Raw genomic sequence first — 16189 nt, 5'->3', positions numbered from 1 at the left:
GGACTAAAGTGGCGCGAAGTGGGAGGCGTGACGCTCTCCTTGGATACCGAATTCCTCGCGTGCGCGAATCGTACGTACGGCTCGGCCTCCTCCCGCTCCCATGGTCTTCCGACGTCACTTCCCCGTCGCCGGAGGGCCACTTCCCCTTCAGAGCGGGCGGGGACCAAGCGGTACGTGCGGCATCCCCCAGCCAGCGGCCGGGGGACCCACCTGCCGCCCGGCCCATCGGAAGGCGCATGAGCAGCAATACTCGCCACGTACCCGTCATGCTCCAGCGTTGCCTGGACATGCTCGCCCCCGCGCTGGCCGAGCCCGGTGCGGTCGTCGTCGACTGCACGCTCGGCCTCGGAGGGCACAGCGAGGCACTGCTCACCGCCTTCCCGGCGGCCCGCCTCATCGCCCTCGACCGCGACCCGGCCGCCCTGAAGCTCGCCGGTGAGCGACTGGCCCCCTACGGCGAGCGCGCCACCCTGGTGCACGCCGTCTACGACGAGCTCCCCGAGGTCCTCGACCGGCTCGGGACCCCGCGCGTCCAGGGCGTGCTGTTCGACCTCGGCGTCTCCTCCATGCAGCTCGACGAGGCCGACCGCGGCTTCGCGTACGCCCAGGACGCCCCGCTGGACATGCGGATGGACCAGACGACCGGCATCAGCGCCGCCGAGGTCCTCAACACCTACGCACCCGGTGAGCTGGTGCGGATCCTGCGCTCCTACGGAGAGGAGAAGCAGGCCAAGCGGATCGTCGCGGCCGTCGTGCGCGAGCGCGAGAAGGAACCGTTCACCAACAGCGCGCGGCTGGTCGAGCTGATCCGCGACGCGCTGCCGCAGGCCGCCAAGCGCACCGGCGGCAACCCCGCCAAGCGCACGTTCCAGGCGCTGCGCATCGAGGTCAACGGGGAGCTGGCGAGCGTGGAGCGGGCCATCCCGGCCGCGGTGAAGGCCCTCGCCGTCGGTGGCCGGATCGCCGTCCTGTCGTACCAGTCGCTGGAGGACCGGCTGGTCAAGCAGGTCTTCGCGGCGGGTGCGAGCAGCACCGCGCCGCCCGGGCTGCCGGTCGTCCCCGAGCGCTACCAGCCCCGTCTGAAGCTGCTGACCCGTGGCGCCGAACTCCCCACGGAGGAGGAGATCGCCGAGAACCGCCGCGCCGCCCCCGCCCGGCTGCGCGGCGCGGAGCGGATCCGCGAGAACGTCGAGGACACCGCGTGAGAGGCCAGGGGCGGCCGCGGAGACAGAAACGGCTCTCCGCGCTGTTCCCCTCCTCCGCCGCGGCCCGCGGCACCGCGGCACGCACGCCCTTCGTGCTCCTGATCGTCGTCCTGCTCGGCTCCGGACTGATCACCCTGCTGCTGCTCAACTCCGCGCTCAACCAAGGGTCGTTCGAACTCGACAAGCTGGAGCGCGAGACCGGCGAGCTGACCGACGAGCAGCAGGCGCTGCAGCAGGAGGTGGACGCCTCCTCCGCCCCGGACGCGCTGGAGCGCCGCGCCCGCCGGCTGGGGATGGTGCCCGGCGGCTCCCCGGTCTTCCTGCTCCCGGACGGCAGGGTGCTCGGCCGGCCGCACCCGGCCACGTCCCAGGGCACGGCGCTGAGCACCTCCGCCAAGCCCTCGGCGACCGCGCTCGTGGGAACGGCCGCACCGACCGCCCCGTCCGGCCCTTCCGCCCCCTCCGCCCCCTCCGCCCTGTTCCTCCCGCCGGCGCCGCCGGTCGCGCCGCCCTCGATCGAGCCGCCGGTCCCGGTCGGCTCCGTCACGCTGGCCCCGGAGAGCACCCCGCGGCCCGCGGGCCCCCACGGCACCCCGGGCGCGTCGGCCTCCGCGGCACCCCCGGCCCCCAGGGCCGCCCCCGCGTCCCCGGCCACCGCCACCCCGCACGTCCCGTTCGTCTCCGGCGCCCCCACCGCCCCCACCGCGCCCGTATGGGGGGCGGCGCCCGCCCCCTTCCCGACGACCTTCGGCAGGTGAACGCGGCATGACCGAGCCCAGGGAACCCCGCCGGGTACCGCGCCCCGCCCAGCGCGGCGATCGGGCCGGGAACCGCGCCGGCCGCCCGCCCGCCGCCGGGCGCCCGCGGCCCAAGCCCGGCGCGCCCCGGCAGGGCACCCCCAGGGCCGGCACCGGCCGCCCCGCCGCCCGGCCGGTACGCCCCCGCTCCGGGCCGCCGCCGCTGCGGCTGGCCAGCCCGCGCCCCCGGCTGCGGCTGGTCGCCCTCGGGCTGACGCTGATCATGCTGGTCTTCGTCGTCCGGCTCTTCCAGGTGCAGGCCGTGGACGCCGATGCCTACGCCGCCAAGGCCAACGAGAACCGCTATGTGCCGGTGAAGCTGGCCGCCGAGCGCGGCGCGATCACCGACCGCAACGGCGTGAACCTGGCCACCACCGTGGACGCGTACGACATCACCGCCGACCCGAGCCTGCTGGCGCCCGACAAGACCAAGATCGACGACGCCCCGCAGCGGGCCGCCGCCCTGCTGGCGCCGCTCCTCGGCGAGGACGAGGCGACCCTCATCCGCAAGCTCGACCAGCCCAAGGCCCGCTACGTGCTGCTCGCCCGGCAGCGGACCCCGCAGGTCTGGAGGCGGATCAAGGACCTCCGCAAGGACCTCGACGCCAAGGCGGCCACCGCCCCCAAGCGCGCGCCCCGCCCCAACGTGCTGGTCGGGATCTTCGCCGACAAGCACTCCAAGCGCCTCTACCCCAACAAGGACCTCGCCTCCGGCGTCCTCGGCTTCGTCAACAGCGCGGGCAAGGGCGGCGGCGGCCTGGAGGCGCGCCTGGACAAGCAGCTGGCGGGCAAGGACGGCAAGTTCGTCTACGCCCAGTCCGGCGGCCGCCGGGTGCCCACCGCCGACACCCGGGAGATCCCCGCCGTCCCGGGTACCGACGTCGAGCTGACGCTGGACCGCGACATCCAGTGGGCGGCCCAGCAGGCCATCGCCAAACAGGTCGCCAAGTCCGGGGCCGACCGCGGCTACGTCGTCGTCCAGGACACCCGCACCGGCGAGATCCTGGCGCTGGCCAATTCCCCCGCGTTCGACCCCAACGACGTCTCCCGGGCCGACCCGGAGGCGCTGGGCAACGCCGCGCTCTCCGACGCGTTCGAACCGGGCTCCACCAGCAAGCTGATGTCGATGGCCGCCGTACTGGAGGAGGGTGCCGCCACCCCCTCCACCCGGGTCACCGTGCCCAACCGGCTGCACCGCGGCGACCGGCTCTTCGCCGACGACGTCGACCACAAGACCTGGCACCTGACGCTCAACGGCGTGCTCGCCAAGTCCAGCAACATCGGCACGATCCTGGCGACCGGCCAGCTCGGCAGGAACCAGCCCGAGGCCAACCGGGTGCTCTACTCCTATCTGCGCAAATTCGGCATCGGCAGGCCGACCGGGCTGGGCTTCCCCGGGGAGACCGCCGGCATCCTGGCCAAGCCGCAGGACTGGAACACCTCGCAGCAGTACACGATCCCCTTCGGCCAGGGGCTGTCGCTCAACGCCCTCCAGGCCGCCTCCGTCTACTCCACCATCGCCAACGGCGGCGAGCGCATCGCCCCCACCCTGGTCCGCGGCGGCACCGGACCCGACGGCCACTACGTCCGGGCGCCCAGGCCCGCCAAGAACCGCGTGGTCAGCAAGGAGACGGCGCGCACGCTGGCCGCCATGCTGGAGTCGGTGGTGGACGACGAGGAGGGCACCGGCGCGAAGGCGAAGATCGACGGCTACCGGGTCGGCGGCAAGACCGGCACGTCCAACCGGGTGGACCCCAAAACGGGCCGCTACCACGGCTACACCGCCTCCTTCGCCGGCTTCGCGCCCGCCGACAAACCCCGGATCACGGTCTACTGCGCCGTCCAGAACCCCACCAAAGGCAGCTATTTCGGCGGCCAGGTCTGTGGTCCGATCTACCAGCAGGTCATGGCGTTCGCGCTGAAAACCCTCCAGGTCCCGCCGACCGGCGCCCAGCCCCCGCGGCTGCCGGTCACCTTCACGCCAGGCCAATGAAATCGAGGCAATCCCGCCGTGACGACCATCACCCCCGCCGGGTCCCCCGAGCACCGAAGCCGCACCTCCACACAACCCTCACTTCGCCCCGGGCCCGATCGGCCCGGTACGCTCACCGCCGTGTCACACGCTGATCAGTCCCCGAAAGCCCCGCACGCTGAGAAGGGTGGCCCCGGCAAGTACCCGGGAGCGCCGCGCCCTGAACAGGTCCGCCCCACCCCCCTGGCGGACCTCGCCGAGCAGCTGGGCACCCCGATCTCCGCCGCGGGCCGCCCCGGTGGCGACGCCGCGGAGCCCGTCGCCGTCACCGGGATCACCCATGACTCCCGGGCGGTCCGGCCCGGCGACGTCTACGCCGCGCTGCCCGGCGCCCGGCTGCACGGCGCCGACTTCGTCGCCCAGGCCGCCGACCTCGGCGCCGCGGCGATCCTGACCGACCCGTCGGGCGCCGAGCGCGCCGCCGCGACCGGCCTGCCGGTCCTGGTCGTCGACAACCCGCGCGCACGGATGGGCGCCCTGGCCGTCTCGATCTACGGCGCGCCGGGCGAGGACCTGCTCCAGATCGGCATCACCGGAACCTCCGGCAAGACCACCACCGCCTACCTCATCGAGGGCGGCCTGCGGGCCGCGGCCGCCAAGCGCGCCGACGGGGGGCTGACCGGCCTGATCGGCACGGTGGAGACCCGGATCGGCGACGAGCGCATCAAGTCCGAGCGCACCACCCCCGAGGCCACCGACCTGCAGGCGCTGTTCGCGGTCATGCGCGAGCGCGGCGTCAGCGCCCTGGCCATGGAGGTCTCCAGCCACGCGCTGGTCCTGGGCCGGGTCGACGGCTGCGTCTTCGACGTCGCGATCTTCAACAACCTCAGCCCGGAGCACATGGAGTTCCACTCCGGCATGGAGGACTACTTCCAGGCCAAGGCCCAGCTGTTCACCAAGGCCCGCAGCCGCGCCGGGGTCGTGAACCTCGACGACGAGTACGGCAGGCGGCTGGCCGAGGGCGAGTCCGAGGTCCCGGTCACCACCTTCTCCGCCGAGGGCCACCCCGACGCGGACTGGCGCGCCTCCGACGTCGAGGTCGGCGCCCTCGGCTCGACCTTCACCGTGCACGGCCCCGACGGGCAGACCGTACGGGCCGCGTCCCCGATCGCCGGCCCGTTCAACGTCGCCAACGCGCTCGCCGCGATCGTCTCGCTGGTCGTCGCCGGCATCGACGCGCAGACCGCGGCCGACGGCGTCGCGGCGGTGCCCGGCGTCCCCGGCCGCCTGGAGCGCGTCGACGCCGGCCAGCCGTATCTGGCGGTGGTCGACTACGCGCACAAGACCGACGCCGTCGAATCGGTCCTGCGCGCGCTGCGCAAGGTCACCGACGGCAAGCTGCACGCCGTGCTCGGCTGCGGCGGCGACCGCGACCCGCACAAGCGCGCCCCCATGGGCGCCGCGGTGGCCCGCCTCGCCGACACGGCCATCCTGACCTCCGACAACCCCCGCAACGAGGACCCGCTCGCGATCCTCGCCACCATGCTCGCGGGCGCCGCCGAGGTGCCGGTCCACGAACGCGGCACGGTGCTGGTCGAGGAGGAGCGGGCCGCCGCCATCGCCGCGGCCGTCGCCCGCGCCGAGCCCGGCGACACCGTGATCGTCGCGGGCAAGGGCCATGAGCAGGGCCAGGACATCGCCGGAGTGGTCCGCTCCTTCGACGACCGTCAGGTGCTGCGCGAGGCCATCGAGGCAGCACTGAAGTCGCAGCAGTCACCGCAGCCGAACCACCGGGGATGACACACCGCCATGCGCGCACAACCCTTTTGCCGCCACCGCCCGCCCCGTATCGGGGGTGACCTGTGATCTCCCTGTCGCTCGCCGAGATCGCGAGCATCGTCGGCGGACAGCAGCACGACATACCGGACGCCGGCCGCCAGGTGACCGGGCCCGTCGTCACCGACTCCCGCGCGGTACGCCCCGGCGGTCTGTTCGTGGCCTTCGCCGGGGAGCGCGTCGACGGCCATGACTTCGCGCAGGGCGCCGTCGAGGCGGGCGCGGTGGCCGTCCTGGCCGCCCGTCCCGTCGGCGTCCCCGCGATCGTCGTGGACGACGTGGTCGCCGCGCTCGGCGCGCTCGCCCGCGCCGTCGTCGACCGTCTGGGCACCACCGTCGTCGGCCTCACCGGCTCGGCCGGCAAGACCAGCACCAAGGACCTGATCGCCCAGCTGCTGCAGCGGCACGGTCCGACGGTCTGGCCCGAGGGCAACCTCAACAACGAGATCGGGCTGCCGCTGACCGCGCTGCGCGCCGATGCCGCCACCCGCCACCTCGTCCTGGAGATGGGCGCCCGCGGCGTCGGCCACATCCGCTACCTCGCCGAGCTGACGCCGCCGAGGATCGGTGTGGTGCTCAACGTCGGCAGTGCGCACATCGGCGAGTTCGGCGGCCGCGAGAAGATCGCCGAGGCGAAGGGCGAACTCGTCGAGGCGCTGCCGTCGGCCGAGCACGGCGGCATCGCGGTGCTCAACGCCGACGATCCGTACGTCCGCGCCATGGCCGCGCGTACGAAGGCCCGCACGGTCCTGTTCGGCGAGTCCGAGGACGCCGCCGTACGTGCCGAGAATGTCCGGCTCACGGAGCTCGGACAGCCCGCCTTCACGCTTCGCACACCCTCCGGGTGCAGTGATGTGACCATGCGGCTGTACGGTGAGCACCACGTGTCGAACGCGCTCGCCGCGGCCGCCGTCGCCCATGAGTTGGGCATGCCCGTAGACGAGATCGCCACCGCGCTCTCCGAAGCCGGCACGCTCTCCCGCTGGCGTATGGAGGTCACCGAGCGCGCGGACGGCGTGACGGTCGTCAACGACGCCTACAACGCGAACCCGGAGTCCATGCGAGCGGCGCTGCGAGCGCTGGTCGCGATGGGCGCAGCCGCCAAGGCGAAGGGCGGTCGTACGTGGGCGGTGCTCGGTGAGATGGCCGAGCTCGGTGAGGAGTCACTCGCCGAACACGACGCGGTCGGGCGGCTGGTCGTCCGGCTCAACGTCAGCAAGCTCGTGGCAGTCGGCGGCAGGGAAGCGGCCTGGCTCGACATGGGCGCCAAGAACGAGGGTTCGTGGGGTGAGGAGTCGGTGCACGTGTCCGACGCGCGGGCGGCGGTCGACCTGTTGCGCAGCGAGCTGCGGCCGGGAGACGTCGTGCTGGTGAAGGCGTCCAGGTCGGTGGGGCTGGAGCGGGTCGCCGCAGCTTTGCTGGACGACCAGGGCATGGTGGGCGCCGCGGGCGCTGAGGGTGGAGCCGCGACCCGATGAACTCGATGAAGCAGATCCTCTTCTCCGGAATGATCGGGCTCTTCCTGACCCTGATCGGCACCCCGCTGCTGATCAAGCTGCTGGCGAAGAAGGGGTACGGGCAGTTCATCCGCGATGACGGCCCCCGCACCCACGGCAGCAAGAAGGGCACGCCCACCATGGGCGGTATCTCCTTCATCCTGGCCACGATCATCGCCTACGCCCTGACGAAGGTGATCACCTCCAGCGATCCGACCTTCTCGGGTGTGCTGGTGCTCTTCCTCTTCGCGGGCATGGGCCTGGTCGGCTTCCTGGACGACTACATCAAGATCGTCAAGCAGCGTTCGCTGGGCCTGCGGGCCAAGGCGAAGATGGCCGGCCAGCTGATCGTCGGTATCGCCTTCGCGGTGCTCTCGCTGCAGTTCGCCGACATGCGCGGACAGACCCCGGCCTCCGACCGGCTGTCCTTCACCCAGGACTTCGGCTGGCAGATCGGCCCCGTGATCTTCGTGATCTGGGCGCTGTTCATGATCCTGGCGATGTCCAACGGCGTGAACCTCACCGACGGCCTCGACGGCCTGGCCACCGGCGCCTCGGTGATGGTCTTCGGCGCGTACACCTTCATCGGCATCTGGCAGCACCAGGAGTCCTGCGCCAACCAGATCACCGCGGGACCGGGCTGCTACGAGGTGCGCGACCCCCTCGACCTCGCGGTCGTCGCCTCCGCCCTGATGGGCGCCTGCTTCGGCTTCCTGTGGTGGAACACCTCGCCCGCCAAGATCTTCATGGGCGACACCGGCTCGCTGGCCCTGGGCGGCGCGCTGGCCGGTCTGGCGATCTGCTCCCGCACGGAGCTGCTGCTCGCCCTCCTCGGCGGTCTCTTCGTCCTGATCACCATGTCCGTGGTCATCCAGGTCGGCTCCTTCAAGCTGACCGGCAAGCGGGTCTTCCGGATGGCGCCACTCCAGCACCACTTCGAACTCAAGGGGTGGTCGGAAGTCCTTGTGGTGGTCCGGTTCTGGATCATCCAGGGCATGTGCGTCATCGTGGGACTCGGCATCTTCTACGGCGGCTGGCAGGCGGCGAAGTGACCACGCACGGCTCGACCGACCACCCCGCGGGGTTCGCCGGTCTGCACATCACCGTCGCCGGCCTGGGCGTGAGCGGCGTTCCCGCCGCCCGCGCGCTGGCCGGCCTCGGTGCCCGCGTCACCGTCGTCAACAGCAGCGACGGCGACCGCGAGCGCGCGCAGGCCGCCGAACTGGAGAAGCTGGGGGTCACCGTCCGCCTCGGCGACGGCGACACCCTCCCCGAGGGCACGGAACTGATCGTCACCACCCCGGGCTGGAAGCCGACCAGCCCGCTCTTCCTCGCGGCCGAGAAGGCCGGCATCGAGGTGTGGGGCGATGTCGAGCTCGCCTGGCGGCTGCGCGGCCCGGACTCCGCCCCGTGGCTGGCCGTCACCGGCACCAACGGCAAGACCACCACCGTCCAGATGCTGGCCTCGATCCTGGAGGCGGCCGGTCTGCGGACCGCCGCCGTCGGCAACATCGGGGTCCCGCTCGTCGACGTGGTCCTCGGCGAAGGGCGGCAGGAGGACACGTCCTACGACGTGCTCGCCGTCGAGCTCTCCAGCTACCAGCTGCACTGGGCGCCGTCGGTACGGGCGCACTCCGCGGTCGTCCTCAACCTCGCCCCCGACCATCTGGACTGGCACGGCTCCATGGAGGCGTACGCCGCCGACAAGGGCCGGATCTACGAGGGCAACACCGTCGCCTGCGTCTACAACGTCGCCGACCCGGCGACCGAGGACCTGGTCCGGGCGGCCGACGTCGAGGAGGGCTGCCGCGCGATCGGCTTCACCCTCGGCACCCCCGGCCCCTCCCAACTCGGTGTCGTCGAGGGCATCCTCGTCGACCGCGCCTTCGTCGAGAACCGGCACAAGCAGGCCCAGGAGCTCGCCGAGGTCGCCGACGTCAAGCCCGCGGCGCCGCACAACATCGCCAACGCGCTCGCCGCGGCGGCGCTGGCCAGGGCCTTCGGCGTCGCCCCCGGCGCCGTACGCGACGGGCTGCGCGCCTTCCACCCGGACGCACACCGCATCCAGCACATCGCGGACGTCGACGGCGTCGCCTACGTCGACGACTCCAAGGCCACCAACACCCACGCCGCCGAGGCGTCGTTGGCGGCGTACGAGCACATCGTGTGGATCGCCGGCGGCCTCGCCAAGGGCGCGACCTTCGACGAGCTGGTCCGCAAGTCCGCGGACCGGCTGCGCGGGGTGGTGCTGATCGGCGCCGATCGGGCGCTGATTCGCGAAGCCCTGGCGCGACACGCCCCCGATGTCCCGGTGGTCGACCTCGACCGGACCGACACTGGGGCGATGCCGCAGGCGGTCCGGGAGGCGACCCGTCTGGCCGCGCCCGGCGACACCGTCCTGCTGGCTCCGGCCTGTGCCTCGATGGACATGTTCGTCAACTACAACAAGCGGGGCGAGGCATTCGCCGAAGCGGTCCGCGAGCTGACCGCAGGGGACCGGTAGACCCTTTCTCCCCGCTGCCGCCGGACCGGCGGCGAGCGCACCCGTGGAGGGGACGAGGATGACGGCCCGATCGGCGAAGGCGGCAGCGGCGCGTCGGCCCCGCCGGACCACGCCGGTGCGCCCGCCGCGCGGCGGCCGTCCGCCGGGCGGCCCGCGGGGGCTCCACAGCCGGCTGAGGCGGGCCTGGGACCGTCCGCTGACCGCGTACTACCTCATCCTCGGCGGCAGCCTGCTGATCACCGTCCTGGGGCTGGTGATGGTCTACTCGGCGTCCCAGATCAAGGCGCTGCAGTCCGGTCTGGCCCCGACGTTCTTCTTCCGCAAGCAGCTGCTCGCCGCCGTCCTCGGCAGCGGGCTGCTGGTGCTCGCCGCCCGGCTCTCGGTACGGGTGCACCGCATGCTGGCCTATCCGCTGCTCGCCGGCTCGGTGTTCCTGATGTGCCTGGTGCAGATTCCGGACATAGGGGTCGCGGTCAACGGCAACCAGAACTGGATCAGCCTCGGCGGGCCTTTCCAGATGCAACCGAGCGAGTTCGGCAAGCTCGCGCTGGTCCTGTGGGGCGCCGATCTGCTCGCCCGCAAACAGGACCGGAGGCTGCTGACGCAGTGGAAACACCTTCTGGTGCCGCTGATCCCGGTGACCTTCCTGGTGCTCGGGCTGATCATGCTCGGCGGCGACATGGGCACCGCGATCATTCTCACGGCGATCCTCTTCGGGCTGCTGTGGCTGGCCGGGGCGCCGACCCGGCTGTTCGTGGGGGTGCTGGGCGCCGCCTCGGCGATCGGTGCACTGCTGATCATGACGAGCGCCAACCGGATGTCCCGGCTGGCCTGCATCGGAGCGACCGATCCGGGGCCCGGCGATCAGTGCTGGCAGGCCGTGCACGGGATCTACGCCCTGGCATCCGGCGGATTCTTCGGTTCCGGGCTCGGCGCGAGTATGGAAAAATGGGGTGAACTCCCTGAACCGCACACCGACTTCATCTTCGCCATCACCGGGGAGGAACTGGGTCTGGCGGGGACGCTGTCGGTGCTCGCCCTCTTCGCGGCTCTAGGCTATGCGGGTATCCGCGTGGCCGGACGCACGGAGGACCCCTTCGTACGGTACGCCGCGGGAGGCGTGACCACCTGGATCACGGCCCAGGCCGTGATCAACGTCGGTGCGGTGCTCGGCCTGCTGCCGATCGCCGGTGTCCCGCTCCCGCTGTTCTCCTACGGAGGCTCCGCCCTGCTGCCCACGATGTTCGCCATCGGGCTGCTGATCGCCTTCGCGCGTGACGAGCCCGCTGCACGGGCGGCGCTGGCCATGCGGCAGCCGGTCTTCGGCAGGAGACCGGCTGGGGTGAGATGGAAGACGATGAGACGGCGCGTCAAGAAGCGGCCGTCTGGAGAGCGGTGAATTTCGGTGCATGTCGTACTCGCCGGTGGGGGGACCGCCGGCCACATCGAGCCCGCGCTCGCCCTCGCGGACGCCCTGCGGAGGCAGGACCCCACCGTGGGGATCACGGCACTGGGCACGGAGAAGGGGCTGGAGACCCGGCTCGTCCCGGAGCGCGGCTATGAGCTGGGCCTCATCCCGGCCGTACCGCTGCCGCGCAAGCCCACCCCTGAGCTGATCACCGTCCCCGGGCGGCTGCGCGGCACGATCAAGGCCGCCGAGCAGATCCTGGAGCGCACGAAGGCGGACTGCGTGGTCGGCTTCGGCGGCTACGTGGCGCTGCCCGGCTATCTGGCCGCCAAGCGGCTCGGTGTGCCGATCATCGTCCACGAGGCCAACGCCCGCCCCGGCCTGGCCAACAAGATCGGCTCGCGGTACGCCAAGTTCGTCGCCGTCAGCACCCCGGACAGCAAGCTGCGCGGTGCCCGCTACGTCGGCATCCCGCTGCGCCGCACCATCGCCACCCTGGACCGCGCCGCGGTCCGCCCCGAGGCGCGGGCCGCCTTCGGTCTGGACCCCAACCTGCCGACGCTCCTGGTGTCCGGCGGATCCCAGGGCGCCCGCCGGCTGAACGAGGTCATCCAGGCCACCGTTCCGGCCCTGCAGCGCGCCGGCATCCAGGTCCTGCACGCGGTCGGTCCGAAGAACGAATTGCCGCATGTGGACAACATGCCGGGGATGCCCCCCTATGTCCCGGTACCGTACGTGGACCGGATGGATCTCGCGTACGCCGCGGCCGACATGATGCTCTGCCGCGCGGGCGCGATGACCGTCGCCGAGTTGTCCGCCGTCGGGCTCCCGGCCGCCTTCGTCCCGCTGCCCATCGGCAACGGGGAGCAGCGGCTCAACGCTCAGCCGCTGGTCAACGCCGGCGGGGGCCTGCTGGTCGACGACGCCCAGCTGACCCCGGACTGGGTGCAGAGCAGCGTGCTCCCGGTTCTGGCCGATCCGCACCGGCTGTACGAGATGTCCCGCGCGGCCTCCGAGTTCGGCCGCCGGGACGCCGACGAGCTGCTGGTCGGCATGGTCTACGAGGCGATCGCGCAGCACAACAAGTAGCGCACTAGGGAAGGCAGGGAGCGTGGCCGGACCGACAACCGCCCGGCGCGGCGAGAAGAAGTCACCGTCCGGCCCGCCCTCCGCCCCGGAGGCGCGCGGACGCAGATTCCCGCGGGTGCGCTTCCCGTTTCGCGCGCCGGGCCGCCGCGGTCTGATCATCATCACGGTTCTCGCGGTGCTGCTCGGCGCGTTCGGCGTCTGGGTGCTCTACGCGTCGAGCTGGCTGCGGGTGGAGCGCGTACGGGCCACCGGCACCGAGGTCCTGACCCCGCGTGAGGTCGTCGCCGCGGCCCGCACTCCGATGAACACACCGCTGATTTCGGTCGATACCGACGCACTCGCCCGCCGGCTGCGCGCGCGGCTGCCGCGCATCAAGACGGTTGACGTCGAACGGTCCTGGCCGCACACGATCGGTCTGAACGTGACGGAAAGGACGCCGGAACTGCTGATGCCGACGGGCGGAAAGTTTGCTGAAGTGGACGCCGAGGGCGTCCGGTTCGCCACCGTCGGCGCCGCCCCCAAGGGCGTTCCGCTTCTGGAAATGGCCGCTTCCGACTCCCCGAGCCTGCGCCAGTTCGGAATCGACCGGTTGCGGCGCGCCGCGGTCGAGATCGCTCGGGATCTGCCCCCGGCCGTGCACAAGGACCTCCGCAAAGTGCGCGTACGGTCCTACGACGCCATCACCCTCCAACTTTCCGGTGACCGTACGGTCGCCTGGGGCAGCCGCGAACAGGGCGCCGAAAAGGCGAAGGTGCTGACCGCGCTGCTGAAAGCCGCACGTGACGCGCGCCACTTCGACGTCTCGGTTCCCAGCGCCCCTGCCGTATCGGGGAGTTGACGTACTCAGCCGCAGGCCAGCACCCTGGATGGCTACGACTATGGGTGATCACATAGGGTGAAAAGAAAAACGGGAGGTTCGGCGTGTTCGTTGAACGGGCGCGCCTTGTCGACTTAGTGTCTCGTTCCAAAGGGACTATGGAACCAAGGAACACAGGCACAGGTAACCCTAAACTTCAACGTTAGGGTTCGGGTCGGCGATACGAACCGCCCCAATCGGCATCAGTCGGCGTCCACACGCACGTGCGGCGACGACACGTAACTCGAGGCGAGAGGCCTTCGACGTGGCAGCACCGCAGAACTACCTCGCAGTCATCAAGGTCGTCGGCATCGGCGGCGGTGGCGTGAACGCCATCAACCGGATGATCGAGGTCGGGCTCAAGGGCGTCGAGTTCATCGCGATCAACACCGATGCGCAGGCGCTGCTGATGAGCGACGCCGACGTCAAGCTCGACGTCGGCCGCGAAATGACCCGCGGCCTCGGCGCCGGCGCCAACCCGGATGTGGGGCGCAAGGCGGCCGAGGACCACCGCGAGGAGATCGAGGAGGTCCTCAAGGGGGCCGACATGGTCTTCGTGACCGCGGGTGAGGGTGGTGGTACCGGCACCGGCGGCGCACCCGTCGTCGCCAACATCGCGCGCTCGCTGGGCGCCCTGACGATCGGTGTGGTCACCCGGCCGTTCACCTTCGAGGGCCGCCGTCGCGCCAACCAGGCCGAGGACGGCATCGCCCAGCTGCGCGAAGAGGTCGACACCCTCATCGTGATTCCCAATGACCGACTGCTGTCCATCTCGGACCGCCAGGTGAGCGTGCTCGACGCGTTCAAGTCCGCGGACCAGGTGCTGCTGTCGGGTGTCCAGGGCATCACCGACCTGATCACCACCCCGGGTCTGATCAACCTCGACTTCGCGGACGTCAAGTCCGTGATGTCGGAGGCCGGCTCGGCCCTCATGGGCATCGGCTCGGCGCGCGGCGACGACCGCGCGGTGGCCGCCGCGGAGATGGCGATCTCCTCGCCGCTCCTGGAGGCATCCATCGACGGCGCCCGCGGGGTGCTGCTGTCCATCTCCGGCGGCTCCGACCTCGGTCTCTTCGAGATCAACGAGGCCGCGCAGCTGGTCAGCGAGGCGGCACACCCGGAAGCCAACATCATCTTCGGTGCGGTCATCGACGACGCGCTGGGCGACGAGGTCCGGGTGACGGTCATCGCCGCGGGCTTCGACGGCGGTCAGCCGCCGGCCCGCCGCGATGCGCAGGCCGCCCTGTCGTCCCCGAAGCGCGAGGAGCCCGCCCCGGCCCCGAGCCGTCCGGCCGCTCCGCCGGAGCCGCGCACGCCGTCGTCCTTCGGCGGCCTGGGCTCGGTGCCGGTACGGGACGAGGAGCCGGCGCCCGCCGAGTCCTCCGCCCCGCTGGGCGAGGTCTCCTCGTCGCCGTCGGGCACCCCGCAGGTTCCCCCGGCTCGTCCGTCGTACTCCGACTCCGCGGCCGAGGAACTGGACGTTCCCGACTTCCTGAAGTGACGTAAAGCACCGAAGTGATAGGGCAACAGCACCACGAGAGCGGCGCGCACTTCGCCTTCACCGACAGGTGGGGCGGGGTGAGCGCCGCTCCGTATGAGCAGCTCAACCTGGGCGGCGCGGTCGGCGACGACCCGCAGGCCGTCCTCGCCAACCGTGCGCTCGCCGCACGGGAACTCGGCCTCGACCCGGCCGCGGTGGTCTGGATGAACCAGGTCCACGGCCGGGACGTCGCCGTCGTCGACGGCCCCTGGCGCGACGCCGATGTCCCGTGTGTGGACGCGGTGGTCACGGCCCGCCGGGGTCTGGCGCTCGCCGTCCTGACCGCCGACTGCACTCCGGTGCTGCTGGCCGACCCGGTCGCCGGGATCGCGGGGGCCGCGCACGCCGGCCGCCCCGGACTGGTGGCCGGGGTCGTACCCGCGGTCGTCGGGGCGATGGTGGAACTGGGCGCGGCGCCGGAGCGGATCGTGGCCCGCACCGGACCCGCGATCTGCGGCCGCTGCTACGAGGTGCCCGCGGCGATGCGCTCCGAGGTCGCGGCGGTGGTGCCCGAGGCGCAGGCGACGACCAGCTGGGGCACGCCGTCGGTGGACGTCACCGCGGGAGTGCGGGCCCAACTCGCCGCGGCGGGCGTGGCGGTGCGTGAGGATTCCCACATCTGCACGCGGGAGTCCGCGGACCATTTCTCTTATCGGCGCGACCGTACGACCGGGCGGCTCGCGAGCTATGTGTGGCTCGGGGAGATCCCCGGCCGGGGGCCGGGGGAGGCCGAGCTGTGACGGACGACCGCAAGACGCAACTGGCCGACAACCTGGCGCGGGTGGAAAATCGTATCTCCGCCGCCTGCGCCAAGGCCGGTCGGCCGCGCGACGAGGTGACCCTGATCGTGGTCACCAAGACCTACCCCGCGAGCGATGTGCGGCTGCTCGCTGAACTGGGTGTGCGACAGGTCGCGGAGAACCGCGACCAGGACGCCGCACCGAAGGCCGCCGAATGCGCTGATTTGCCCCTTACTTGGCACTTCGTTGGACAGCTGCAGACCAACAAGGTGCGGTCTGTGGCGGGTTATGCCGGAATTGTTCAGTCGGTCGACCGGGTGCGACTTGTCACCGCGCTCTCCAAGGAAGCGGTCCGCGCCGGGCGCGAGCTGGGTTGCCTCGTCCAGGTGGCACTCGACGCGGAGTCGGGGGACGCCGGGCGGGCGGGCGGGAGCAGACTCGGAGCCCGTGGCGGGGTGGCGCCGGACGGGGTGGCCGAACTCGCGGAGGCGATCGCCGGAGCCCAAGGTCTGCGCCTGGACGGTGTGATGACCGTCGCGCCGCTGGCCGGGCCGTATGCCGGACGGCAACTCGCCGCATTCGAACGACTCATGGAAATCTCAACCGACCTGCGCGCCACCCATCCTGCTGCCAACATGGTGTCAGCAGGCATGAGCGCGGACCTTGAGGACGCCGTGGCGGCCGGGGCGACACATGTGCGCGTCGGCACTGCGGTACTCGGAGTCCGACCACGGCTCGGGTAACGTC

General features: G+C 71.8%; 13 protein-coding genes. All 13 read left to right on the top strand.

Annotated elements, in window-relative coordinates; translation table 11 throughout:
* Positions 1-236: 236 nt before the first annotated feature.
* The 13 genes from rsmH to ACZ4NB_RS12865 all read left to right on the top strand — a co-directional run bounded on the left by rsmH (position 237) and on the right by ACZ4NB_RS12865 (position 16185).
* Positions 237-1205: a 16S rRNA (cytosine(1402)-N(4))-methyltransferase RsmH gene (rsmH, locus tag ACZ4NB_RS12925; protein WP_467660796.1), complete on the top strand. Its 969-nt coding sequence runs from the start codon at positions 237-239 to the stop codon at positions 1203-1205.
* A complete protein-coding gene (gene ftsL, locus ACZ4NB_RS12920; RefSeq protein WP_467660794.1) occupies positions 1202-1963 on the top strand; it encodes a cell division protein FtsL in 762 nt (253 codons plus the stop codon). The genes rsmH and ftsL overlap by 4 nt, the downstream gene beginning before the upstream one ends.
* 7 nt (positions 1964-1970) lie before the next feature.
* On the top strand, positions 1971-3995 hold the full coding sequence (locus tag ACZ4NB_RS12915; protein ID WP_467660792.1) for a peptidoglycan D,D-transpeptidase FtsI family protein: 2025 nt from the start codon (positions 1971-1973) through the stop codon (positions 3993-3995).
* Between the two features lie 18 nt (positions 3996-4013).
* A complete protein-coding gene (locus ACZ4NB_RS12910; protein ID WP_467660790.1) occupies positions 4014-5774 on the top strand; it encodes a UDP-N-acetylmuramoyl-L-alanyl-D-glutamate--2,6-diaminopimelate ligase in 1761 nt (586 codons plus the stop codon).
* A 62-nt stretch (positions 5775-5836) separates the two neighbouring features.
* Positions 5837-7288, top strand: a complete 1452-nt coding sequence (locus ACZ4NB_RS12905) for a UDP-N-acetylmuramoyl-tripeptide--D-alanyl-D-alanine ligase (protein WP_467660788.1) — start codon at positions 5837-5839, stop codon at positions 7286-7288.
* A gap of 5 nt (positions 7289-7293) precedes the next feature.
* Positions 7294-8358 (top strand): phospho-N-acetylmuramoyl-pentapeptide-transferase, encoded by a 1065-nt coding sequence (mraY, locus tag ACZ4NB_RS12900; protein ID WP_384440864.1) that lies wholly within the window; start codon positions 7294-7296, stop codon positions 8356-8358.
* Complete coding sequence (murD, locus tag ACZ4NB_RS12895) at positions 8355-9809, top strand: UDP-N-acetylmuramoyl-L-alanine--D-glutamate ligase (RefSeq protein WP_467660786.1); 1455 nt, start codon at positions 8355-8357, stop codon at positions 9807-9809. Before mraY ends, murD begins: the two co-directional genes overlap by 4 nt.
* 58 nt (positions 9810-9867) lie before the next feature.
* Entirely contained in the window at positions 9868-11208 is a 1341-nt protein-coding gene (ftsW, locus tag ACZ4NB_RS12890) for a putative lipid II flippase FtsW (RefSeq protein ID WP_467660784.1), read from the top strand.
* 6 nt (positions 11209-11214) lie between these two features.
* Positions 11215-12306 (top strand): undecaprenyldiphospho-muramoylpentapeptide beta-N-acetylglucosaminyltransferase, encoded by a 1092-nt coding sequence (murG, locus tag ACZ4NB_RS12885; protein WP_384440840.1) that lies wholly within the window; start codon positions 11215-11217, stop codon positions 12304-12306.
* A gap of 22 nt (positions 12307-12328) precedes the next feature.
* Positions 12329-13144: a cell division protein FtsQ/DivIB gene (locus ACZ4NB_RS12880; RefSeq protein ID WP_467660782.1), complete on the top strand. Its 816-nt coding sequence runs from the start codon at positions 12329-12331 to the stop codon at positions 13142-13144.
* A 283-nt stretch (positions 13145-13427) separates the two neighbouring features.
* Positions 13428-14663, top strand: coding sequence for a cell division protein FtsZ (ftsZ, locus tag ACZ4NB_RS12875; RefSeq protein ID WP_467660780.1), 1236 nt, complete (start codon positions 13428-13430; stop codon positions 14661-14663).
* 14 nt (positions 14664-14677) lie between these two features.
* Positions 14678-15442: a peptidoglycan editing factor PgeF gene (gene pgeF, locus ACZ4NB_RS12870; RefSeq protein ID WP_467660778.1), complete on the top strand. Its 765-nt coding sequence runs from the start codon at positions 14678-14680 to the stop codon at positions 15440-15442.
* On the top strand, positions 15439-16185 hold the full coding sequence (locus tag ACZ4NB_RS12865; protein WP_467660776.1) for a YggS family pyridoxal phosphate-dependent enzyme: 747 nt from the start codon (positions 15439-15441) through the stop codon (positions 16183-16185). Before pgeF ends, ACZ4NB_RS12865 begins: the two co-directional genes overlap by 4 nt.
* Positions 16186-16189 lie beyond the last annotated feature (4 nt).

This window comes from Streptomyces sp. NPDC026575, from assembly GCF_055567415.1.
This window is presented reverse-complemented; position numbering and strand designations above follow the sequence as displayed.

Bases quoted from the DNA above. Each gene is read 5' to 3' on its own strand.
- rsmH (WP_467660796.1), top strand. From the start codon at position 237: ATGAGCAGCAATACTCGCCACGTACCCGTCATGCTCCAGCGTTGCCTG.
- ACZ4NB_RS12915 (WP_467660792.1), top strand. From the start codon at position 1,971: ATGACCGAGCCCAGGGAACCCCGCCGGGTACCGCGCCCCGCCCAGCGC.
- mraY (WP_384440864.1), top strand. From the start codon at position 7,294: ATGAAGCAGATCCTCTTCTCCGGAATGATCGGGCTCTTCCTGACCCTG.
- ftsW (WP_467660784.1), top strand. From the start codon at position 9,868: ATGACGGCCCGATCGGCGAAGGCGGCAGCGGCGCGTCGGCCCCGCCGG.